Consider the following 20,818-nt stretch of genomic DNA (forward strand, 5'->3'; position numbering starts at 1 on the left):
CCGGCCCGAATGGGCTGGAAATGTTTCCCACAAGTACGGAAGATAGAAGAGAGAAACAGCACAGGAGAAGATCATGGCGGACTGGGTAACAGGTAAAGTCACAAAGGTACAGTTCTGGACCGATGCGCTATTTAGCCTCACGCTGCACGCTCCCGTTCATCCGTTTACTGCCGGGCAGTTTGCCAAACTCGGGCTGGATATCGACGGTGAACGCGTACAGCGCGCCTACTCTTACGTTAATGCGCCTGATAACCCGGACCTTGAGTTCTATCTGGTCACCGTCCCGGACGGTAAGCTCAGCCCACGCCTCGCCGCGCTGAAGCCGGGCGATGAAGTGCAGATTGTCTCCGACGCGGCGGGGTTCTTCGTGCTGGATGAAATCCCCGACTGTGACACGCTCTGGATGCTGGCGACCGGCACGGCCATCGGCCCGTATCTTTCCATTCTGCAATACGGCAAAGATCTGGAGCGCTTTAAAAATATCGTGCTGGTTCACGCCGCGCGCTACGCCGCAGACCTGAGCTATTTGCCGCAGATGCAGGCGCTGGAACAGCGATATGGCGGAAAGTTAAAAATTCAGACGGTGGTCAGCCGCGAAACCGCAGCTGGCTCGTTAACCGGTCGCGTTCCGGCGTTGATTGAAAGCGGCGCGCTGGAAGAGGCGGTGGGTTTACCGATGAATACCGAAACCAGCCACGTGATGCTGTGCGGCAACCCGCAGATGGTGCGCGATACGCAGCAGTTGCTGAAGGATACCCGGCAGATGACGAAGCACCTTCGCCGTCGGCCGGGCCACATGACCGCCGAACACTACTGGTGATCAGCGGTACTTCACCTCAAGGGTATCTTTTCCATATTTGTTCTCGCTCTGGGTGCCGATAAACGCGCCCAGTTCGACAACCATCATTACAAAGATAACCGTCGGCAGCAGTCTGCCCACCACCCATGGGAGGATTGAGGGCAGCAATGACCAGTTCCCCGCCACCAGCATCCACGCCAGGATAATCAGGAAAGCCCATGCGCCGGAGCGGCCACGATCGTGCAGACGTTTCACCACCACGGCGGCGGTTGGCCACAGTAAACAGACCAGCGCAAATGCCGCGGTTTGCGTGCTCAGCCATGCGTTGTAGGCAACAAAAAACAGAAGCAGCATGGCGACAACCCACGTTGCAATCCAGATCCAGAAGTCACGGCGCCCAATACGCCCTTTGAATGAAAACAGCCACTGCTGTATGGTCATGTAAGGTTCCTTATTATTGTTTAGCCCGCATTTTACCCTGGAGTTGTGACCTTTTGACAAGCCGACCAGATATCGTTTTAATCATGGGCAATGACGGCCAGGGGCAATGTTGATGAAAAGTTCGGCACACTCTCTTTATTTGTGTTTAGCGATGCTGAGCGCCAGTTTTTCCCTGTACGCCACGGAAACGGCTTCCCCGGTCACCGCCCCCTATCTTCTGGCGGGCGCTCCCTCTTTCGATCAATCTATCAGCCAGTTCCGCGAAGCCTTCAACAAAGAAAATCCCTCACTTCCGTTGGGAGAGTTCCGAGCGATTGACAGCGCCCGCGATACGCCGACCCTGACCCGCGCGGCCAGCAAAATTAACGAGAATCTGTATGCCTCTACCGCCCTTGAGCGCGGAACGTTAAAAATCAAAAGCATGCAGATCACCTGGCTGCCGATTCAGGGCCCAGAGCAGAAAGCGGCGAAAGCGAAAGCGCTGGAGTACATGAGCGCTATTCTGCGCGCCTTTACCCCCACCTTCACGAAAGCACAAAGCCAGCAAAAGCTGCAAAAACTTCTTACCGCGGGGAAAAACAAACGCTATTACGCCGATACGGAAGGTGCCGTTCGCTATGTCGTCGCAGATAACGGCGAAAAGGGGCTGACCTTCGCGGTTGAACCGATTAAGCTGGCCCTATCAGACGCACTCGAGGGGGCGAATTAATGACAAAAAGCAAAGCCTTTCGAGGGAAAATCTCTATACTGATTCACAGACCATGCTGCCCTTAAGGGTGGCCATATTCCTTAATTCGCTTATTGAGCGTGGAGAATTGAAATGCGACATCCTTTAGTGATGGGTAACTGGAAACTGAACGGCAGCCGCCACATGGTAAACGAACTGGTTGCTAACCTGCGTAAAGAGCTGGCTGGCGTGACCGGCTGCGCGGTTGCTATCGCTCCGCCGGATATGTACCTGGATCTGGCTAAACGTGCCGCTGACGGCAGCCACATCATTCTGGGCGCGCAGAACGTTGACGTTAACCTGTCTGGCGCGTTTACCGGTGAAACCTCCGCTGAAATGCTGAAAGACATCGGCGCGAAATACATCATCATCGGCCACTCTGAGCGTCGCACCTACCACAAAGAATCTGACGAGTTCATCGCGAAGAAATTCGCTGTGCTGAAAGAGCAGGGTCTGATCCCGGTTCTGTGCATCGGTGAAACCGAAGCAGAAAACGAAGCGGGTAAAACCGAAGAAGTGTGCGCACGTCAGATCGACGCTGTGCTGAAAACCCAGGGCGCGGCAGCGTTCGAAGGCGCGGTTATCGCTTACGAGCCAGTCTGGGCGATCGGTACCGGCAAATCTGCAACTCCAGCGCAGGCACAGGCGGTGCACAAGTTCATTCGTGACCACATTGCAAAAGCAGACGCGAAAGTGGCTGAGCAGGTCATCATCCAGTACGGCGGTTCCGTTAACGCATCAAACGCAGCTGAGCTGTTCACCCAGCCAGACATCGATGGCGCGCTGGTTGGCGGCGCATCCCTGAAAGCAGACGCTTTCGCGGTGATCGTTAAAGCGGCAGAAGCGGCTAAGCAGGCGTAATTGCCTTTGTGGCGGGTGGCGCTTCGCTAACCCGCCCTACAAAACCACTACAAACGTCCTAATACGCTAAACCACAAATAATCCAGCGGCAGCAGCACCAGATACGTCGCAATCGCCAGCGCCAGGCAGAGCAGCATCCCCGCCTTCGCAGGCACTTTCCCTAAGCCCATCGCCACCACAATTGGCGACGCCTGATACGGCAGCAGCGGTGTGGAATACCCCAGCACCTGGATCATGATCACCGACAACAGCGGGAAGCCGGTCGCGTCCGAGAAGCTCTGCGCCAGCGTGGTGTACAGCGCCGGAACGCCATTGGCGGTCATAATGAAGTTGAGCGCCGTGGTGATCCCCGTCAGCGCCAGGAAGCTGGTAAACGGACGGTCTGCATCCAGCGGCATGATATGGAGCAACCCTTCACCTACGGTCGAACCGATACCGGTCTGCGTTACCGTAATGGCCAGCCCGAGTATACCCGCGACGTAAATACAGGTACGCATATTCACCCCCGCCGAGAACTCCTCCCCGGTGATAAAACCTATACGCGGCAGCATAACGACGACCGAGGCCGCCAGCCCTGTCCACGCTGGGCCCACGCCGTGCCAGCTCTCCGTCACCCACATCGTCAACACCACCGCCAGCAGCCAGGCGAGCCGTTTTTCGTCACGCCCCATCGGTTCCGATGGCGCGAGATCCTTCGCCGGTTTCGGGTTGCCGGGGAACAGCCAGCAGATCAGGCCAATCAGAATCAGGCCTTTAAGAATACCCAGCACCGGGGTGTGCAGCAGCAGATACGGAACATAGTTCAGGTGGATACCGTATGAGCCTTCCGCCGCGCCGCTCATCACCAGGTTGGGCACGTTGGCGGGCAAAATAGTGGCCGAGAGCTGGAAGGTGCCAAACCCGACCGCCAGCGCCAGGCCAAACCAGGCCCGCGAGCCATCAGGAATGCCGGCCCGCTTCGCCATCGCGGCGACAATCGGCATCAGCAGCGCAATACGTCCCATGTTCGACGGCATCACGAATGCCAGGGCATAGCTCAGTAGCACAACGCTTGCCACCATCAGCACCCAGGAGTCGGTAAGCTTTGCCGACAGCGCCCGGGCGGCCCTGTCCGCCAGGCCGGTTTTCCGAATCGCCACACCCAGCACAAAGCCGCTGAACACCAGCCAGAAGGCAGACGAGGCGAAGCCGCCGAAGATTACTTCCGGCGGGGCGATTCTGGCGGCCATCGCCGCCGTGAAAAACAGCAGCGCGGTGATAAATTCGGGCAACAGCGACGTCGCCCACAGCACGATGGTGACGCCGACGATCAGCGAGGGAAGCAGCAGAGGATGCGTTAACCAGAGCGACATACCTGTCTCCTGTAGAATTTTTCAGCAAGTCTACGGCGACAGGCAGGGCGAGTAAACGCTATTTATGGTGGGGTCACTTCAGGATATCGCATTGATGATCCTGCAATTCCTCAGCCGACGCGCGGTTAAAGGTAAGCAAATTACGCTCTGTCGCCAGCAATACAAACGAGCCGTCTGACTGCTGCGCCATCGCCAGCGCGAAGCGTCCCATATGGTCGCGCGCTTCTGGCAGCTCTTCCGCCAGCATCATAAACGGGCTGCGCTGCACCAGTTCGTTCTCCGTCACCCGACGGGCAAGATATTCATGCCCTTCCAGCCCGCCCGGAAGCGGTAACCACTGGGTGCTGATTTGCCCCTGCGACGCGTTCAGCTTCTCGCGCACGTCTGGGCGCAGACAGGAGATGTGGATATGAAAATGGTTTTGCGTGCGCCCGGTCGGGGAGTTGATGGTTAGCGAAACGGCGCTGTCAGGCACGTCGGCCCCTCGTTTCATGCTCATAAAATGACGAGACTGCCATGCCAGCCAGAAGAAATTCGGTGTCTGCGGCTCTGTCAGCAGCGGGCTTTCAGTGCCGTTGATACGGTACGTGGGCATCAGCAGGTATTGCAGCGGTCCGTTGCGGTCTTTGAACACCACGTAGCCCGCATCTGGCTTCACCTGCGCGCACGGTGCCGGGTTACGGTTATGCAGCTGGTTGGGCACACACTGGTCGAGAACGATATGACGCAACGCATTCGGATTACCCGCTTTCATCCAGTACACGCCGCCTGCGGCAAGGGCGATAACGATCAGAATCAGTAAGATAATTTTTTTCACAACGCGTTCCCTGTTTTCAATAGAGGCAAAAGAGTAACGCAAAATGATGACCAAATAAAAAACCCGGCGGATTTCTCACACCGGGTTACCGTGTCGTTCTTTGTAAAACGCTTAGCGCTTGCTGATCTGGTCGAAGGTGCCGCCGTTAGAGAAGTGCTCTTTCTGCGCTTTGGTCCAGCCGCCAAAAACATCATCGATAGTAAACAGCTTCAGTTTCGGGAAGGCGTTTTCGTATTTCTTCGCGACGGCCTCATCGCGTGGGCGGTAGAAGTTTTTCGCCGCAATTTCCTGCCCTTCCGGTGAGTAGAGGTACTTCAGGTAGGCTTCCGCCACCGCTTTGGTGCCCTTCTTATCAACAACCTTATCGACGACGGAGACGGTCGGCTCAGCGAGGATGGATTCGCTCGGGGTGACGATCTCGAACTTGTCTTTACCCAGCTCGTTGGTCGCCAGCAGGGCTTCGTTTTCCCAGGCGATCAGCACGTCGCCGATGCCGCGCTCGACGAAGGTGTTGGTTGCGCCGCGCGCGCCGGAGTCCAGCACTTCGACGTTTTTAAACAGTGCTTTGACGAAGTCCTGTGCTTTGGCCTGATCGCCGTTGTTGTGGTGCAGCGCGTAGCCCCAGGCCGCCAGGTAGTTCCAGCGTGCGCCGCCGGAACTTTTCGGGTTCGGGGTAATGACAGACACGCCAGGCTTAATCAGGTCGTTCCAGTCTTTAATCTGTTTCGGGTTGCCTTTGCGCACCAGGAAGACGATGGTCGAGGTGTATGGCGCAGAGTTGTCCGGCAGGCGCTTGATCCAGTTTTTGTCGATACGGCCACGCTCCGCGATCGCATCCACGTCATAAGCCAGCGCCAGGGTCACCACGTCGGCTTCGATACCGTTGATCACCGATGTCGCCTGCTTACCGGAACCGCCGTGAGACTGGCGAACCACCACGTTATCGCCGGTTTCCTGTTTCCAGTGCGCCGCGAAAGCTTTGTTGTACTGGTCGTACAGTTCACGCGTCGGATCGTACGACACATTCAGTAACTGAATGTCCTTTGCCAGAACGCTGGTTGATGCCAGCAATAATGTTAACCCCACGCCCCATTTATTCATCGCCCAGCTCTCTTGTGTAGTGTTTTGATGAATGCAGCGTGCCAGAAAGCTAACCGATGATTAAAGAATAAAAAAAGATTGGCTATAACGTGGAGGAATAAAAAAAGTGAATGAGCGGACTGATGCCCTCACCCCAACCCTCTCCCACAGGAGAGGGAGCAACCATAAAAAACGGTAACCCAAGGGTTACCGTTTTGCATTTACCTTGCCGCCACCGGGCAACAGAGCCAATCAGTACAGTTTTTTCGCGCAGTCCAGCCAGTCACCTTTGAACGGACGCTTCATGTTTTCAATGGCATCGATGATGTCATGGTGAACCAGTTTCTCGTTCTGGATACCGACGCAGCGGCCGCCGTGTCCCTGAAGCAGTAGCTCGATCGCGTACGCGCCCATGCGGGACGCCAGGATACGGTCGTACGGGCCTGGGGAACCACCACGCTGAATGTGACCCAGAACGGTCGCGCGGGTTTCGCGTTTGGTTTCGGTTTCGATGTACTTCGCCAGCTCGTCAACGTCACAGATGTGCTCGGTGATAGCAACGATGGCGTGTTTCTTACCTTTCGCGATACCGGCTTTGATTTCAGCGACCAGATCTTCACGGCTAAATTCCACTTCCGGCACCACCACGAACTCACAGCCACCGGCAATTGCCGCTGCCAGAGTCAGGTCACCGCAGTAACGGCCCATCACTTCAACAATGGAAATACGCTGGTGAGAGGAAGAGGTGTCACGCAGGCGGTCAATCGCTTCCACAACGGTACCCAGCGCGGTGAAGTAACCGATGGTGTAGTCGGTGCCTTTAATGTCGTTGTCGATGGTGCCAGGCAGGCCGATGCACGGGAAGCCCATTTCAGTCAGACGTTTTGCACCCATGTAGGAGCCGTCGCCGCCGATAACCACCAGCGCATCCAGACCCCGTTTTTTCATGTTTTCGATAGCCACTTCACGGATGTGTTCGTCACGGAATTCCGGGAAGCGTGCAGAACCGAGGAAAGTACCGCCACGGTTGATCATGTCAGACACGCTGTAGCGGTCGAGCTGAACCATGCGGTCTTCATACAGACCCAGGTAACCGTCATAGATACCAAAAACTTCCAGACCTTCCGTCAGCGCTGCACGGACAACCCCACGGATTGCCGCGTTCATGCCCGGCGCATCACCGCCGCTTGTCAACACACCGATTTTCTTAATCATGACTACCTCTGAACTTAGGAATGCAAAATTGAAATCTGCTGCCGGAAGAAACTGTTCAACCGTCGAATACTGCAAATAGTATATCAATCCCTTCCAGCTGAATTGATTCAGGTCAGGCCATATGGTGGTAATTTATCCACACAATGCTGCTCTGGCTCACTTTTTTACAACGAATTACGAAAGCTCAAAACGCCCTGGGTACGACAGAGCATGGGTCCTGGTGAATAATGACGTCTGACCCAGGGAAACGCTGCAAAATCGCCTGCTCCACCTGTTCAGCGACCATATGCGCCTGAACCAGTGGCAGGTTGTCTTCCATTTCCAAATGAATCTGAATAAAGCGGGTCGGCCCTGACTGCCGCGTACGAAGATCGTGAGCACCACTGACGCCGGGCCAGTTGGTCACGATGGCATAAATTTCATCACGTTCTGCATCCGGAAGCGCACGGTCAAGAAGCGACTGTACCGCGTCATACCCCATCCGCAAGGCGCTGTATAAAATATAGATCCCTATCCCTAACGCAAACAACGCATCGGCCCGATGCCAGCCATACCAGGCCAGACCAAGCGCAATAAGAATAGCCCCATTCATCATAACATCAGACTGATAATGAAGCATATCGGCCCGTACAGCCTGGCTTTGTGTTTTGCGTACAACCCAGCGCTGGAACGTTACAAGAACAAGTGTGCTTATAAGTGCAACTACCGTTACGACCACGCCAACGCCCGGATCGTTCATCGGTGACGGCGAAACAAGATGCTGAATGCCTGTCAAAAACAGGAAAAGCGCAGAGCCCGAAATAAACATGCTTTGTGCCAGCGCGGCCAGCGATTCCGCTTTGCCGTGGCCAAACGTATGCTCTTCATCCGCCGGTTGCAGCGAGTAGCGCACCACCAGCAGGTTGGTCAGCGAGGCGGCAATATCCACCAGTGAGTCCACCAGCGCCGCCAGAATACTGACCGATCCGGTGTACCACCACGCGAAAATTTTAATGATCAGTAAACACGACGCCATCACCGTCGCGGCTATTGCGGCCCGGCTTACCAGCCGTCCATAGGATTGATTCATAAACACTCCTGTCATGCCATGGCGCTAGTATAACGGATAGTGGTGGAGTGAAAGGATGAATAAAGCGTTAACAAACCGGAACGATGGGCAAAAAAAACCCCCACATCATGTGGGGGAAGACAGGGATGGTGTCTATGGCAAGGAAAACAGGGTTTACTGGTTACTACGGGTACTGCTATTGCTACTGAAAAGCGTCATATCTGAGCTTCGCTGCATCCGTGCAACCTCACGCAACTGGTTCATACGTTGCTGATGTTTGGTATTCAAAACCGCTTGCTGCTCGGGCGTTAGCAGGTGGAACATCTGGTTGCGAACCTTCGCCATCTCTACCTGGCGGGCAACCTGTTCCTGCGCCATTTTTTCGGCCTGAGCGCGTACAGCGCTTTCGTCAAAATTTTCTGCGGTGACAAGGCGATGCATTGTCTCCATTTCGCTAACATTAACAGGGGGCTGGTCGTGTCTTGCCCTCTGCATCAGATCTCGCATCTGTTGACGCTGATGTTCGGTTAAACTTATGCCGTCAAACATATGGCTTTGGCTGCTGTGCTGCGTTGCGCCCTCTGCTGAGGAACCGTTATCGCTGATGATAGCTACAGCAGCCTGGCTAAACGCACTGAAGGCCAGCGTTGAGGCCATGACGGCAGCGGTAACTTTGCGCATCACTTGCTCCCAAAATCTTTCGTGTCGCGATTCAACGAGAGACAGTCTACGATTCAGGCTGCAAACATGCGTCAGGGGGTGTAAAACAACGTAAAGTCATGGATTAGATAGCCTTGATGTCGTAATTTCTGCCTCGGAGGTATTTAAACAATGAATAAAATCCTGTTAGTTGATGATGACCGAGAGCTCACATCTCTTTTAAAGGAGTTGCTCGACATGGAAGGTTTCAACGTCCTGGTTGCCCATGATGGCGAGCAGGCGCTGAGTCTCCTTGACGACAGCATCGATTTACTTTTGCTCGACGTCATGATGCCGAAGAAAAACGGTATTGATACGTTGAAAGAGCTTCGCCAGACACACCAGACCCCCGTCATTATGCTGACCGCACGCGGCAGCGAGCTTGACCGCGTACTCGGCCTTGAGCTGGGTGCGGATGACTATTTACCTAAGCCGTTCAACGACCGTGAACTGGTGGCCCGTATTCGCGCGATCCTGCGCCGCTCTCACTGGAGCGAGCAGCAGCAGAATACCGACAACAGCTCACCTACGCTGGAAGTGGACTCCCTGAGCCTGAACCCGGGCCGACAGGAAGCGAGCTTCGACGGTGAAACGCTGGAGCTAACCGGCACCGAGTTCACCCTGCTGTATCTGCTGGCGCAGCATCTCGGCCAGGTGGTGTCGCGTGAACACTTAAGCCAGGAAGTGCTGGGCAAACGCCTCACCCCGTTTGACCGCGCCATCGACATGCATATCTCGAACCTGCGCCGTAAGCTGCCGGAGCGTAAAGACGGTCATCCCTGGTTCAAAACCCTGCGTGGTCGCGGTTATCTGATGGTTTCCGCTTCATGATAGGCAGCTTAACCGCCCGCATCTTCGCCATCTTCTGGCTGACGCTGGCACTGGTTTTAATGCTCGTTTTGATGTTGCCAAAACTCGACTCACGCCAGATGACGGAGCTACTCGACAGCGAGCAACGTCAGGGCGTGATGATCGAGCAGCACGTGGAAGCGGAGCTGGCAAACGATCCGCCGAACGATTTAATGTGGTGGCGCAGGCTGTTTCGCGCTATCGACAAGTGGGCGCCCCCCGGACAACGTCTTTTACTGGTCACCAGCGAAGGTCGCGTGATTGGGGCCGATCGCAATGAAATGCAGATTATCCGCAACTTTATTGGCCAGGCGGATAACGCCGATCACCCACAGAAAAAGAAATATGGTCGGGTAGAGATGGTTGGTCCTTTCTCGGTTCGGGACGGGGAAGACAATTATCAGCTCTACCTGATTCGCCCTGCGAGCAGTTCCCAGTCCGACTTCATCAACCTGCTGTTTGACCGTCCGCTTTTGCTGTTGATTGTCACGATGCTGGTCAGTTCCCCGCTGCTATTATGGCTGGCGTGGAGCTTGGCGAAACCGGCGCGTAAGCTGAAAAATGCGGCGGACGAAGTGGCGCAGGGCAACCTGAGGCAGCATCCGGAGCTGGAATCCGGGCCGCAGGAGTTCCTGGCCGCCGGAACCAGTTTTAACCAGATGGTCTCTGCTCTTGACCGCATGATGACCGCGCAGCAACGCCTGCTGTCGGATATCTCCCACGAGCTGCGGACGCCGCTCACGCGCTTACAGCTGGGTACCGCCCTGCTGCGCCGCCGCAGCGGTGAGAGCAAAGAGCTGGAGCGTATTGAGACGGAAGCGCATCGCCTGGACAGCATGATAAACGATCTGCTGGTGATGTCGCGCAATCAGCAGAAAAACGCGCTGGTGAGCGAAACGGTGAAAGCCAATCATCTGTGGCATGAGGTGCTGGACAACGCGGCGTTCGAAGCGGAGCAGATGGGCAAATCGTTCACCGTCAACTTCCCGCCGGGCCCGTGGCCGCTCTACGGTAACCCCAACACGCTGGAAAGCGCGCTGGAGAATATCGTGCGTAACGCCCTGCGCTACTCGCACACGAAGATTGAGGTGGCGTTCTCGGTGGATAAAGACGGGATAACCGTCATTGTCGACGACGACGGTCCTGGCGTCAGCCCGGAAGATCGCGAGCAGATTTTCCGTCCGTTCTACCGTACCGACGAGGCACGCGACCGTGAATCTGGCGGTACGGGACTGGGTCTGGCGATTGTTGAAACCGCCATGCAACAGCACCGTGGCTGGGTGAAAGCCGATGACAGCCCGCTGGGCGGGCTCAGGTTAACGCTGTGGCTGCCGCTGTATAAGCGTTCGTAACCGTATGTGCCGGGTGGCGGCTTCGCCTTACCCGGCCTACTTTCTGCGGGAACTATTTCCCCCATAATCTCCGCGAACTGCTCTCGATCTTGCCGCTTATCCGCCGCTTCTGCATCGTTCTGGTCCAGCTGGTGGATAATCCCGCCGCTGACAGCAGACGGTGATACTGATCGTCATCAAACGGCATATGCCAGGCAATTGCGCAGGCCTCGTACACCGACACCTCACTCAAACGCGAAGCCAGCTCAAGCGGCGCATCCGCCGAAACCTGTCCCGCCTGCACAACGCGATACAGCCAGCCGGTTTTACCCGCGTTTTGCAACTGGGCCGACATATCCTGAATGCCGAAATGGTAATTAAGCTTAAAGCACGGTGAGCGCGGCTGGGTGACCTGAATCAAAGCATCGCCCCAGCGGTAAATATCGCCGATAAAGACGTTCTTCTCCGTCAGCCCCTCCGTTGAGAGATTTTCGCCAAACGCGGGGGCGACGAAGAGGTCAGCCTGTTCAGGAAATTCGGTTTTCCAGTGCTGATAGTGCTCGCGCGGATAGTGGCACAGCGCGCGATCGGGCCCGCCGTGGATTTTCTTTTCAGCCTGCTGGTCACCCGCAAGCCCGAGATCGGTCAACGTCAGCTCACCGTCGACCTGCACTTTGGCGATGGCACTCGGGCGGCTGCCTTCGAACTCCCTTACCTTGCCTGTAAACACATTCACCGGGTAATGCATCTCCACTCCTTCAGATACAAAAAAAGCGAGTCATCAGACTCGCTTCTCACAGGCGTCAATGCAACCTTATTTTTTAGCGGCGAAACGCGCTGCTGCTTCGTCCCAGTTCACTACATCCCAGAAGGCTTTGATGTAGTCAGGGCGACGGTTCTGGAACTTTAGGTAGTAAGCGTGTTCCCACACGTCCAGACCCAGAATTGGGAAGCCGGATGCGCCAGAGATAGCTTCACCCATCAGCGGGGAGTCCTGGTTAGCGGTAGAAACGACCGCCAGTTTGTCACCTTTCAGGACCAGCCACGCCCAGCCAGAGCCGAAACGGGTTGCAGCGGCTTTTTCGAATTCCGCTTTGAAGTTGTCAACGGAACCGAAGTCACGCTCGATAGCCGCTTTCAGGTCGCCCTGAAGGGTGGTGCCGGTTTTCAGGCCTTTCCAGAACAGGCTGTGGTTAGCGTGACCGCCCGCGTTGTTGCGCAGCACGGTTTTCTTGTCTGCCGGCAGCTGGTCCAGTTTGGTGATCAGCTCTTCAACAGGCAGATTAGCGAACTCTGGCAGGCTTTCCAGCGCAGCATTCGCGTTGTTCACGTAGGTCTGGTGGTGTTTAGTGTGATGGATTTCCATCGTCTGCTTGTCGAAATGCGGTTCCAGTGCGTCGTAGGCATACGGCAGGGATGGCAGTGTATAACTCATAATCCTCTCCATTATTGTCGGGCGGCACAGCTGTTAATGCCGCGTAAGCAGTTGGTTCATTATAGTTAATTAAATGATATTGAAAATGATTATCAATGCCGTAGTTTTTATAAGGTTATTCGGTTTTTGATAAATGACAAAATTGTGAGTCTGCTCACGTGTTTAACGTGCTGATTGCCATCCTGAACAAAAGTGCGGCAACCTTCTGAAGGTTCCCAAACCGCCTCATTTTTACACTCATCAAGTCGGCGGGAAGCCTCCGGCTATAAAAACGATGAGGATGTAAAAATGAATCATGCGATTACGATGGGTATCTTCTGGCATTTGATAGGCGCGGCCAGTGCAGCCTGTTTCTATGCCCCGTTTAAAAAGGTGAAAGGCTGGTCATGGGAAACCATGTGGTCCGTTGGCGGTACCGTGTCCTGGCTGATTTTGCCGTGGACAATCAGCGCCATGCTGCTGCCCGATTTCTGGGGCTACTTCTCCTCCTTCAACGCCTCCACCCTGCTGCCGGTATTCCTGTTCGGCGCGATGTGGGGCATCGGTAATATCAACTACGGCCTCACCATGCGCTACCTCGGCATGTCGATGGGGATTGGCATCGCGATTGGCATAACGTTGATTGTTGGCACCCTGATGACGCCAATCCTCAACGGCAACTTCGATGTGCTGATCAACACCCAGGGAGGGCGAATGACCCTGCTGGGCGTGCTGGTGGCAGTGATCGGCGTGGGCATCGTCACCCGCGCGGGCCAGCTGAAAGAACGCAAGATGGGCATCAAAGCCGAAGAGTTCAACCTGAAGAAAGGGCTGCTGCTGGCGGTGATGTGCGGCGTCTTCTCGGCGGGCATGTCGTTCGCCATGAACGCCGCCAAACCGATGCACGACGCCGCTGCGGCGCTGGGCGTCGATCCGCTGTACGTTGCCCTGCCAAGCTACGTGGTGATCATGGGCGGCGGCGCGCTGGTAAACCTCGGTTTCTGCTTCATTCGTCTGGCAAAAGTGAAGAACCTGTCGGTAAAAGCCGACTTCTCGCTGGCAAAACCGCTGATCGTCACCAACGTCCTGCTCTCCGCCCTTGGCGGCCTGATGTGGTATCTGCAATTCTTCTTCTACGCCTGGGGTCACGCCAGTATTCCGGCGCAGTATGACTACATGAGCTGGATGCTGCACATGAGCTTCTACGTGCTGTGTGGCGGGCTGGTTGGGCTGGTGCTGAAAGAGTGGAACAACGCCGGGCGTCGTCCGGTTGGCGTGCTGAGCCTGGGCTGCGTGGTGATTATCATTGCGGCCAATATCGTCGGCCTCGGCATGGCGAACTGATTACGCTGCCTTTCGACTGCGATGACGCCACTGAACCGGCGTCATCCCCACCTCACGGTTAAACACCACCGAGAAGTAGTTACTGTCCTCAAAGCCGCAGCGCATCGCCACTTCACTCACCATCAGCTCCGTATGCTGTAACAGGTACTGGGCGTGGCAGATGCGCAGCTGGCGCAGATAGTGGTTTACCGTCATCCCCGTCTGGGTGCGGAACTGCTGGCGCAGCGCGCGCTCGCTGCACTGCTCCTGCTCGCAGAATTTTTCCAGCACGAAACTCTTGTTCAGACTGCCCGCAAGCCGGGTGATGAGCTTATCCAGCAACGCTTCCTGCATGGTGGCAGAGGGATTATCCGTAGCGTAACGATGGCGCTTCAGGGTCATCACCAGCTGGGCGAAAAGCAGCTCCGACATCTGGTTTGCCACCGGATCGCTCTTCTGGCTCTCCTGCTCCAGCTGGGAAATCGTCTGGCGCACCTGAGCCATGCCGTTGCTGCTTAAGCGCCAGTGCGGTTCGCCTCTGGCATCATGAAAACCGGGGATATTGCCCGCCCAGTCGACATTCAGTTTAAGTCTGTCGGGGCAATAGATGACGTTCTGCAACACCAGATCGTTAACCGAGGCGTAGGAGTGTTTGTCTTCAGCGCGGATGTAGAACAGGTCTCCGCGCGTGATGCGGTAGGGACGGTCGTTGAGGACGTGCAGGCCATTGCCCCGCCACACCAGCACCAGCTCGCAAAACTCGTGGGTGTGCTCGGCGAAGACGTTTTGCGGGTAGCGGTCGGCCACCGCGACGGCCTGACTCGCGGAGGCAAAAAAATCATCTTTGCGAAGAATGAGCTGAGCAGCCACACCACAACCTCTACGGCGAATAACCGGACATTATTAGCCTTTTTGCAGCAAAAAAACGGTGACTGCCCTCGCGTTACTGAAGCAACGCGTCTTTCCCCTGACGAATATCGCGCGGCGACCAGCTAAACTCCCGGCGAAACAGCGTCGAAAAGTGGTTACTGTCGCCGAAACCGCAGCGATAGGCGATATCGGTGACGCTTTCGTCGGTATGACGTAAAAGGTGACGCGCTTTGATCAGGCGCAGACGGTTAAGGTAACGCTGCGGCGTCAGGCCGGTATGCTGCTTGAGCTGACGATGCAGCGTGCGCAGCGAGAGCGAAAAGTCATCCGCCAGCGTTTCCCAGCAGACATCTTCGGCGAAATGATCTTCCAGCCATGCCATCAGCTGATTCAGGCGCGCGTCGTTATTTTCCAGCCCTTCCACCAGGCTGCTGCGCCGCAGCAGCACCAGCAGCTGCATAAACAGCAGCTCGCGGGTAGCAATGGCGTGCGTCTCCTGTCCATCCTCGCTCTGCTCCATCTGGCTCACCAGCTGACGCACCTGCTGCAACGTGGACTGATTCACCCGCCAGTGCGACGGATAATGGCCGTCCTTCTCCTGCGGCAACAGCTGATTCAGCCCGGAAAGAAACTGGAACGCATCCGGAGAACGATAGAGCACATTGGTCAGGCACAGGTTGTCGGTATGTTCATACAGGTGCCTGTCGTGATCGCGCACGAAGCACACCGTACCGCCGCTAATGGTATACGGCTGACCGTTAAACACGTGGATGCCCGTTCCGTGCTCAACAATCACAATTTCATGAAAATCATGATGATGCTCCGGGAACGCAGCCTGAGGCAGCCGTGGCTCAATCGCGACCGGCGAAGCCCCCGTAGGAAAAAAATCGACGCTGTGCAGTACGGTCATAACGGCCCCCACCAATGAGAAAAGTTCTCAAAATAGTAATTAAGGCCTTTCACGCTCACCTTAAATTTTTGACAGCAAACCGCGCAAAAGCTGTCGGTTTTTCAAGAAACAGGCGGAAAGATCGGGAAATGCGGTCAGCGTCACACTGCCTGCAAACCCCGCCATTACTGGAAACTGTGAACTCCCTCACGTTCATCTTTGCTTTCTTGCCAGCGCGAGATTTGGGCTGTCAGTGGCGAGAAGGTGGCTATTTCTTCCCTTTCTTACACTCCTCGCTAATGACTTAAGAAAGGACCCGACCATGACTTTTCGCCATTGTGTGGCTGTCGATTTAGGCGCATCCAGCGGCCGTGTAATGCTCGCCACCTGGGACTGCGACCTGCACACCCTTACGCTTCGCGAAATGCACCGTTTCGCCAATTGTCTGCAAAAACAGGACGGTTTTGTTACCTGGGATATCGACGCCCTGGAAGCAGAGATCCGCACCGGACTTCACAACGTCTGCGAAGACGGTATTCGCATCGACAGTATCGGCATTGATACCTGGGGTGTGGATTACGTACTGCTGGACCGTCACGGCGAACGCGTCGGCCTGCCCGTCTCCTACCGCGACAGCCGCACCGATGGGCTAATGGCGCACGCCATCGCCCAGCTTGGCAAGGAGAACATCTATGGTCGCAGCGGCATTCAGTTTCTGCCGTTTAACACGCTGTATCAGCTGCGCGCGCTGGTTGAGCAACAGCCAGAGCTGGTCGAAAAGGTGGCGCATTCGCTGCTGATCCCGGACTACTTAAGCTACCGTCTGACCGGCAACATGAACTGGGAATACACCAACGCCACCACCACGCAGTTGGTCAACATCAACACCGATAACTGGGATGAACATCTGCTGGCCTGGACGGGCGCCTCGCCGTCCTGGTTTGGCGCGCCAACCCATCCGGGCAATGTGATCGGCCACTGGCTTTGCCCGCAGGGGAATAAAATCCCCGTTGTCGCCGTCGCCAGCCACGACACCGCGAGCGCGGTCATTGCCTCGCCGCTCGCCGGCAAAGATGCGGCCTACCTCTCATCCGGCACCTGGTCGCTGATGGGCTTTGAGAGCAAAACGCCCTACACCAGCGATGCCGCGCTGGCCGCGAACATCACCAACGAAGGCGGTGCCGAAGGGCGCTACCGGGTGCTGAAGAACATCATGGGCCTGTGGCTGCTCCAGCGGGTGCTGAAAGAGCAGAACATCACCGACCTGCCCGAGCTTATCGCCGAAACCGAAACGCTGAAGGCCTGTACCTTCCTGATTAACCCGAACGATGACCGCTTTATCAACCCGGCGCACATGAGCGCCGAAATCCAGGCCGCCTGTTTTGAAGCGGGGCAGCCGGTACCTTCCCGCCCCGCCGAGCTGGCACGCTGCATTTTTGACAGTCTCGCCCTGCTGTATGCCGACATCCTGAGCGAGCTGGCTGACCTTCGCGGCAAACCGTTCACACAACTGCATATCGTGGGCGGCGGCTGCCAGAACCAACTGCTGAACCAGCTCTGCGCGGATGCATGCGGCATTACCGTGGTGGCAGGTCCGATTGAAGCCTCCACGCTCGGCAATATCGGCATTCAGCTGATGACCCTGGACGAACTGTCCAACGTCGACGATTTCCGTTCGGTGGTGACGGCGAATAACAGCCTGACCACCTTCACCCCCCATCCCTGCCATGAAATTGCCCGCTACCGGGCGCAGTTTCAGCAAAAACGACTGACTAAGGAGCTTTGCGCATGACCACTCAACTTGAACAAGCCTGGGACCTGGCTAAACAGCGTTTCGCCGCCGTCGGCGTGGATGTCGAAGAGGCGCTGCGCCAGCTCGATCGCCTGCCCGTCTCCATGCACTGCTGGCAGGGTGATGATGTCGCCGGTTTCGAGAACCCGGGCGGTTCCCTGACGGGGGGTATTCAGGCCACGGGTAACTATCCTGGCAAAGCGCGCAACGCCACCGAACTGCGTGCGGATCTGGAGCTGGCGCTGAGCCTGATCCCCGGGCCAAAGCGCCTGAACCTGCACGCCATTTATCTCGAATCCGATGAGCCGGTCGCGCGTAACGAAATCAAACCGGAACACTTTACGAACTGGGTGGCGTGGGCGAAAGCCAACCGGCTGGGTCTGGATTTTAACCCGTCCTGCTTCTCGCACCCGCTGAGCGCGGACGGGTTTACCCTTGCGCATGCCAACGATGAAATCCGCCAGTTCTGGATCGACCATGTCAAAGCCAGCCGCCGCGTCTCGGCTTATTTTGGCGAGCAGCTTGGCACGCCATCGGTAATGAATATCTGGATCCCGGACGGCATGAAGGACATCACCGTAGACCGACTGGCCCCGCGTCAGCGCCTGCTGGCCGCGCTGGATGAAGCCATCAGCGAGAAGCTGGACCCGGCGCACCACATCGACGCCGTCGAGAGCAAGCTGTTCGGCATTGGCGCAGAGAGCTACACCGTGGGCTCAAACGAGTTCTACATGGGTTATGCCACCAGCCGCCAGACCGCGCTGTGCCTGGATGCTGGCCACTTCCACCCAACGGAAGTCATCTCCGACAAGATCTCCGCCGCCATGCTCTACGTGCCGCGCCTGCTGCTGCACGTCAGCCGCCCGGTGCGCTGGGACAGCGACCACGTGGTGCTGCTGGATGACGAAACCCAGGCCATTGCCAGCGAAATCATCCGCCACAACCTCTTTGACCGCGTACATATCGGCCTCGACTTCTTCGACGCCTCCATCAACCGCATCGCGGCGTGGGTTATCGGCACCCGTAACATGAAGAAAGCCCTGCTGCGCGCGCTGCTGGAGCCTGTCGCCGCCCTGAAACAGCTGGAAGAAAACGGCGACTACACCGCGCGCCTGGCGCTGCTGGAAGAGCAGAAATCCCTGCCGTGGCAGGCGGTGTGGGAGATGTACTGCCAGCGTCACGATGCACCTGCGGGCAGCCAGTGGCTGGATAACGTGCGGGCGTATGAGAAAGAGGTTCTTTCCGCTCGTCAGTAAAAAACATCGCCCGGCGGCGCGTTGCTTGCCGGGCCTACAGATAAGACCAGGCCGGGTAAGCGTAACGCCACCCGGCATTTTCAAAGGAACTACAGTATGCAGACCATCACCACCTCCTGGTTCGTCCAGGGCATGATCAAAGCCACCTCCGACGCCTGGCTGAAGGGCTGGGATGAGCGCAACGGCGGCAACCTGACGCTACGCCTGGACGACGCGGATATCGAGCCATTTGCCTCCGATTTCCACCAGAAGCCGCGCTATATCGCCCTGAGCCAGCCGATGCCGCTGCTCGCCAACACGCCGTTTATCGTCACCGGTTCCGGGAAGTTTTTCCGCAACGTACAGCTGGACCCGGAAGCCAACCTCGGCGTGGTGAAGGTGGACAGCGACGGCGCGGGTTACCACATTCTCTGGGGACTGACGGACGACGCGGTACCCACATCCGAACTGCCGGCGCACTTCCTCTCCCACTGCGAGCGCATTAAGGCGACCAATGGCAAGGACCGCGTAATCATGCACTGCCACGCCACCAACCTGATCGCCCTGACCTACGTGCTGGAAAATAATTCTGATTTCTTCACCCGCAAACTGTGGGAAGGCAGCACCGAGTGTCTGGTGGTGTTCCCGGACGGCGTCGGCATTCTGCCGTGGATGGTGCCGGGTACCGACGAAATCGGCCAGGCGACCGCGACGGACATGCAGAAGCACTCACTGGTGCTGTGGCCGTTCCACGGCGTCTTCGGCAGCGGCCCGACACTGGATGAAACCTTCGGCCTGATCGACACCGCCGAGAAATCCGCGGAGGTGCTGGTGAAGGTCTATTCCATGGGCGGCATGAAGCAGACCATCACCCGGGAAGAGCTGATTGCCCTGGGCAAACGCTTTGGCGTCACCCCGATGCAGTCGGCGTTAGATCTGTACCAATAACAACATCGCGCCCCGCTCACCGAGACGGGGCGAAAACCACCTGCAATCCCTACAACTAACTCAAGTCAGTGGAGTAAAAGCAATGAAAATAAAAGCAAGCTTGATCCTCACCGTTGCCGCTCTGGCGTTGTCCGGTTCCGCTTTAGCAGAAGTGAAAATCGCCCTGGTGGCGAAGTCCTTAGGGAATGGATTCTTCGAGGCAGCGAACGTCGGCGCGCAGGAGGCGGCCAAAGAGTTAGGCGATGTAAAAGTGATTTATACCGGCCCGACCACCACCACGGCGGAAGCGCAGATCGAGGTGCTGAACGGGCTGATCGCCCAGGGCGTGGATGCGATCGCAATTTCCGCGAACGATCCGGACGCCGTCGTGCCGGTGCTGAAAAAAGCGATGCAGCGCGGCATTAAGGTTGTGTCGTGGGATTCCGGGGTGGCGAAAGCCGGGCGTCAGATCCATCTCAACCCGTCCAATAACGCCCTGATTGGCGAAACCAACGTCAAGCTCGCCGCCGATGCCCTGAAAGCGCTGAACGTGGAGAAGGGCGAAGTAGCGGTGCTGAGCGCCACGCCAACCTCCACCAACCAGAACACCTGGATTGCGGAGATGAAAAAGGTGCTGCCGAAGTACCCGTCCGTCAATCTGGTGACCGTGGCCTACGGAGACGATCTCTCTGACAAAAGCTACCGCGAAGCGGTCGGCCTGCTGAAAACCTACCCGGAGCTGAAAGTCATCGTCTCGCCGTCGTCCGTGGGCATTGTGGCTGCCGCGCAGGCGGTGAAGGACCAGGGCAAGATTGGCAAAGTGTACGTCACCGGTTTAGGCCTGCCGTCTGAGATGGCGGGCGCGGTGAAATCCGGCGCGAGCAAGAGCTTTGCCATCTGGAACCCGATTGACCTGGGCTATGCCGCGACTTACTTAGCGGACGATCTGGTGAAAGGCACGGCCACGAAAGGTGAGGCCAGCATGGGCAAACTGGGCAAAGTGAAGCTGGATGCGGACGGCAACGGCGCGATGGCCGAGCCGTTCGTCTACGATGCCAGCAATATTGATAAGTTCTCGAAAATCTTTTGATCCTTTCCCCCCTCACCCTAGCCCTCTCCCAAAGGGAGAGGGTCGGGGTGAGGGTGAAC

Annotated in this window: 21 protein-coding genes; 10 read left to right on the forward strand and 11 right to left on the reverse strand. The window is 56.8% G+C overall.

All coding sequences use genetic code 11. The features are described 5' to 3' along the window. Positions 1–73: 73 nt before the first annotated feature. Positions 74–820, forward strand: coding sequence for a ferredoxin--NADP(+) reductase (fpr, locus tag ACOTXD_RS19630; RefSeq protein ID WP_003862024.1), 747 nt, complete (start codon positions 74–76; stop codon positions 818–820). On the opposite strand, the gene ACOTXD_RS19635 is transcribed toward fpr, so the two are convergent. Continuing rightward, entirely contained in the window at positions 821–1,240 is a 420-nt protein-coding gene (locus tag ACOTXD_RS19635; RefSeq protein ID WP_003862022.1) for a DUF805 domain-containing protein, read from the reverse strand. Positions 1,241–1,352: 112 nt separating this feature from the next. On the opposite strand from ACOTXD_RS19635, the gene ACOTXD_RS19640 reads away from it, so the two are divergent. Next, complete coding sequence (locus ACOTXD_RS19640; protein ID WP_003862020.1) at positions 1,353–1,949, forward strand: DUF1454 family protein; 597 nt, start codon at positions 1,353–1,355, stop codon at positions 1,947–1,949. 111 nt (positions 1,950–2,060) lie between these two features. Next, positions 2,061–2,828 (forward strand): triose-phosphate isomerase, encoded by a 768-nt coding sequence (tpiA, locus tag ACOTXD_RS19645; RefSeq protein ID WP_003862019.1) that lies wholly within the window; start codon positions 2,061–2,063, stop codon positions 2,826–2,828. Between the two features lie 47 nt (positions 2,829–2,875). Here tpiA and ACOTXD_RS19650 read toward each other — a convergent pair whose 3' ends face one another. The 6 genes from ACOTXD_RS19650 to cpxP form a co-directional block, all read right to left on the reverse strand. Next, positions 2,876–4,180, reverse strand: coding sequence for an SLC13 family permease (locus ACOTXD_RS19650; RefSeq protein WP_048209936.1), 1,305 nt, complete (start codon positions 4,178–4,180; stop codon positions 2,876–2,878). A 73-nt stretch (positions 4,181–4,253) separates the two neighbouring features. Beyond that, positions 4,254–4,997, reverse strand: coding sequence for a CDP-diacylglycerol diphosphatase (locus tag ACOTXD_RS19655; protein WP_003862014.1), 744 nt, complete (start codon positions 4,995–4,997; stop codon positions 4,254–4,256). Between the two features lie 111 nt (positions 4,998–5,108). Next, on the reverse strand, positions 5,109–6,098 hold the full coding sequence (locus ACOTXD_RS19660; protein ID WP_003862012.1) for a sulfate ABC transporter substrate-binding protein: 990 nt from the start codon (positions 6,096–6,098) through the stop codon (positions 5,109–5,111). Between the two features lie 231 nt (positions 6,099–6,329). Then, positions 6,330–7,292 (reverse strand): 6-phosphofructokinase, encoded by a 963-nt coding sequence (pfkA, locus tag ACOTXD_RS19665; RefSeq protein ID WP_003862009.1) that lies wholly within the window; start codon positions 7,290–7,292, stop codon positions 6,330–6,332. A 184-nt stretch (positions 7,293–7,476) separates the two neighbouring features. Next, positions 7,477–8,361, reverse strand: coding sequence for a CDF family cation-efflux transporter FieF (fieF, locus tag ACOTXD_RS19670; RefSeq protein ID WP_022652064.1), 885 nt, complete (start codon positions 8,359–8,361; stop codon positions 7,477–7,479). Between the two features lie 153 nt (positions 8,362–8,514). Further along, a complete protein-coding gene (gene cpxP, locus ACOTXD_RS19675; RefSeq protein ID WP_003862006.1) occupies positions 8,515–9,021 on the reverse strand; it encodes a cell-envelope stress modulator CpxP in 507 nt (168 codons plus the stop codon). A 150-nt stretch (positions 9,022–9,171) separates the two neighbouring features. Between cpxP and cpxR the strand changes: the two genes are divergently transcribed. Both cpxR and cpxA read left to right on the forward strand, forming a co-directional pair. Continuing rightward, positions 9,172–9,870, forward strand: a complete 699-nt coding sequence (gene cpxR, locus ACOTXD_RS19680; RefSeq protein ID WP_003862004.1) for an envelope stress response regulator transcription factor CpxR — start codon at positions 9,172–9,174, stop codon at positions 9,868–9,870. Beyond that, on the forward strand, positions 9,867–11,240 hold the full coding sequence (gene cpxA, locus ACOTXD_RS19685) for an envelope stress sensor histidine kinase CpxA (protein WP_015569937.1): 1,374 nt from the start codon (positions 9,867–9,869) through the stop codon (positions 11,238–11,240). Before cpxR ends, cpxA begins: the two co-directional genes overlap by 4 nt. A gap of 52 nt (positions 11,241–11,292) precedes the next feature. On the opposite strand, the gene yiiM is transcribed toward cpxA, so the two are convergent. Both yiiM and sodA read right to left on the reverse strand, forming a co-directional pair. Next, entirely contained in the window at positions 11,293–11,967 is a 675-nt protein-coding gene (gene yiiM / locus ACOTXD_RS19690; RefSeq protein WP_032660783.1) for a 6-hydroxyaminopurine reductase, read from the reverse strand. 66 nt (positions 11,968–12,033) lie between these two features. Continuing rightward, positions 12,034–12,654: a superoxide dismutase [Mn] gene (gene sodA / locus ACOTXD_RS19695; RefSeq protein WP_003861999.1), complete on the reverse strand. Its 621-nt coding sequence runs from the start codon at positions 12,652–12,654 to the stop codon at positions 12,034–12,036. Positions 12,655–12,942: 288 nt separating this feature from the next. Between sodA and rhaT the strand changes: the two genes are divergently transcribed. Next, on the forward strand, positions 12,943–13,977 hold the full coding sequence (gene rhaT / locus ACOTXD_RS19700) for an L-rhamnose/proton symporter RhaT (RefSeq protein WP_022649813.1): 1,035 nt from the start codon (positions 12,943–12,945) through the stop codon (positions 13,975–13,977). Here the strand turns inward: rhaT and rhaR are convergent, their stop codons facing one another. Beyond that, complete coding sequence (gene rhaR / locus ACOTXD_RS19705) at positions 13,978–14,826, reverse strand: HTH-type transcriptional activator RhaR (protein ID WP_003861996.1); 849 nt, start codon at positions 14,824–14,826, stop codon at positions 13,978–13,980. 73 nt (positions 14,827–14,899) lie between these two features. Next, positions 14,900–15,736 carry an HTH-type transcriptional activator RhaS gene (rhaS, locus tag ACOTXD_RS19710; RefSeq protein WP_022652068.1) on the reverse strand — a complete coding sequence of 279 codons (837 nt, stop codon included), beginning with the start codon at positions 15,734–15,736 and terminating at the stop codon, positions 14,900–14,902. Positions 15,737–16,037: 301 nt separating this feature from the next. On the opposite strand from rhaS (ACOTXD_RS19710), the gene rhaB reads away from it, so the two are divergent. The 4 genes from rhaB to rhaS (ACOTXD_RS19730) all read left to right on the forward strand — a co-directional run bounded on the left by rhaB (position 16,038) and on the right by rhaS (ACOTXD_RS19730) (position 20,759). Beyond that, on the forward strand, positions 16,038–17,507 hold the full coding sequence (gene rhaB, locus ACOTXD_RS19715) for a rhamnulokinase (RefSeq protein WP_003861992.1): 1,470 nt from the start codon (positions 16,038–16,040) through the stop codon (positions 17,505–17,507). Then, a complete protein-coding gene (rhaA, locus tag ACOTXD_RS19720; RefSeq protein WP_058652390.1) occupies positions 17,504–18,763 on the forward strand; it encodes an L-rhamnose isomerase in 1,260 nt (419 codons plus the stop codon). Before rhaB ends, rhaA begins: the two co-directional genes overlap by 4 nt. A gap of 96 nt (positions 18,764–18,859) precedes the next feature. Continuing rightward, complete coding sequence (rhaD, locus tag ACOTXD_RS19725) at positions 18,860–19,690, forward strand: rhamnulose-1-phosphate aldolase (protein WP_003861989.1); 831 nt, start codon at positions 18,860–18,862, stop codon at positions 19,688–19,690. An 82-nt stretch (positions 19,691–19,772) separates the two neighbouring features. Beyond that, positions 19,773–20,759 (forward strand): rhamnose ABC transporter substrate-binding protein, encoded by a 987-nt coding sequence (gene rhaS, locus ACOTXD_RS19730; protein WP_003861987.1) that lies wholly within the window; start codon positions 19,773–19,775, stop codon positions 20,757–20,759. Positions 20,760–20,818: the final 59 nt, after the last annotated feature.

The sequence above is a fragment of the Enterobacter cloacae complex sp. CDL013 genome, from assembly GCF_049238805.1.
Taxonomy (GTDB): Bacteria; Pseudomonadota; Gammaproteobacteria; order Enterobacterales; family Enterobacteriaceae; genus Enterobacter; species Enterobacter hormaechei_C.

What these genes read in the sequence shown, in the direction of transcription:
- rhaA (WP_058652390.1), top strand. Translation starts at nt 17,504, where the DNA reads ATGACCACTCAACTTGAACAAGCCTGGGACCTGGCTAAACAGCGTTTC.
- ACOTXD_RS19635 (WP_003862022.1), bottom strand. Translation starts at nt 1,240, where the DNA reads ATGACCATACAGCAGTGGCTGTTTTCATTCAAAGGGCGTATTGGGCGC.
- ACOTXD_RS19640 (WP_003862020.1), top strand. Translation starts at nt 1,353, where the DNA reads ATGAAAAGTTCGGCACACTCTCTTTATTTGTGTTTAGCGATGCTGAGC.
- sodA (WP_003861999.1), bottom strand. Translation starts at nt 12,654, where the DNA reads ATGAGTTATACACTGCCATCCCTGCCGTATGCCTACGACGCACTGGAA.
- ACOTXD_RS19660 (WP_003862012.1), bottom strand. Translation starts at nt 6,098, where the DNA reads ATGAATAAATGGGGCGTGGGGTTAACATTATTGCTGGCATCAACCAGC.
- rhaS (WP_003861987.1), top strand. Translation starts at nt 19,773, where the DNA reads ATGAAAATAAAAGCAAGCTTGATCCTCACCGTTGCCGCTCTGGCGTTG.
- rhaS (WP_022652068.1), bottom strand. Translation starts at nt 15,736, where the DNA reads ATGACCGTACTGCACAGCGTCGATTTTTTTCCTACGGGGGCTTCGCCG.
- fieF (WP_022652064.1), bottom strand. Translation starts at nt 8,361, where the DNA reads ATGAATCAATCCTATGGACGGCTGGTAAGCCGGGCCGCAATAGCCGCG.
- fpr (WP_003862024.1), top strand. Translation starts at nt 74, where the DNA reads ATGGCGGACTGGGTAACAGGTAAAGTCACAAAGGTACAGTTCTGGACC.
- ACOTXD_RS19650 (WP_048209936.1), bottom strand. Translation starts at nt 4,180, where the DNA reads ATGTCGCTCTGGTTAACGCATCCTCTGCTGCTTCCCTCGCTGATCGTC.
- pfkA (WP_003862009.1), bottom strand. Translation starts at nt 7,292, where the DNA reads ATGATTAAGAAAATCGGTGTGTTGACAAGCGGCGGTGATGCGCCGGGC.
- cpxP (WP_003862006.1), bottom strand. Translation starts at nt 9,021, where the DNA reads ATGCGCAAAGTTACCGCTGCCGTCATGGCCTCAACGCTGGCCTTCAGT.
- rhaT (WP_022649813.1), top strand. Translation starts at nt 12,943, where the DNA reads ATGAATCATGCGATTACGATGGGTATCTTCTGGCATTTGATAGGCGCG.
- rhaB (WP_003861992.1), top strand. Translation starts at nt 16,038, where the DNA reads ATGACTTTTCGCCATTGTGTGGCTGTCGATTTAGGCGCATCCAGCGGC.
- cpxR (WP_003862004.1), top strand. Translation starts at nt 9,172, where the DNA reads ATGAATAAAATCCTGTTAGTTGATGATGACCGAGAGCTCACATCTCTT.
- tpiA (WP_003862019.1), top strand. Translation starts at nt 2,061, where the DNA reads ATGCGACATCCTTTAGTGATGGGTAACTGGAAACTGAACGGCAGCCGC.
- yiiM (WP_032660783.1), bottom strand. Translation starts at nt 11,967, where the DNA reads ATGCATTACCCGGTGAATGTGTTTACAGGCAAGGTAAGGGAGTTCGAA.
- rhaD (WP_003861989.1), top strand. Translation starts at nt 18,860, where the DNA reads ATGCAGACCATCACCACCTCCTGGTTCGTCCAGGGCATGATCAAAGCC.
- cpxA (WP_015569937.1), top strand. Translation starts at nt 9,867, where the DNA reads ATGATAGGCAGCTTAACCGCCCGCATCTTCGCCATCTTCTGGCTGACG.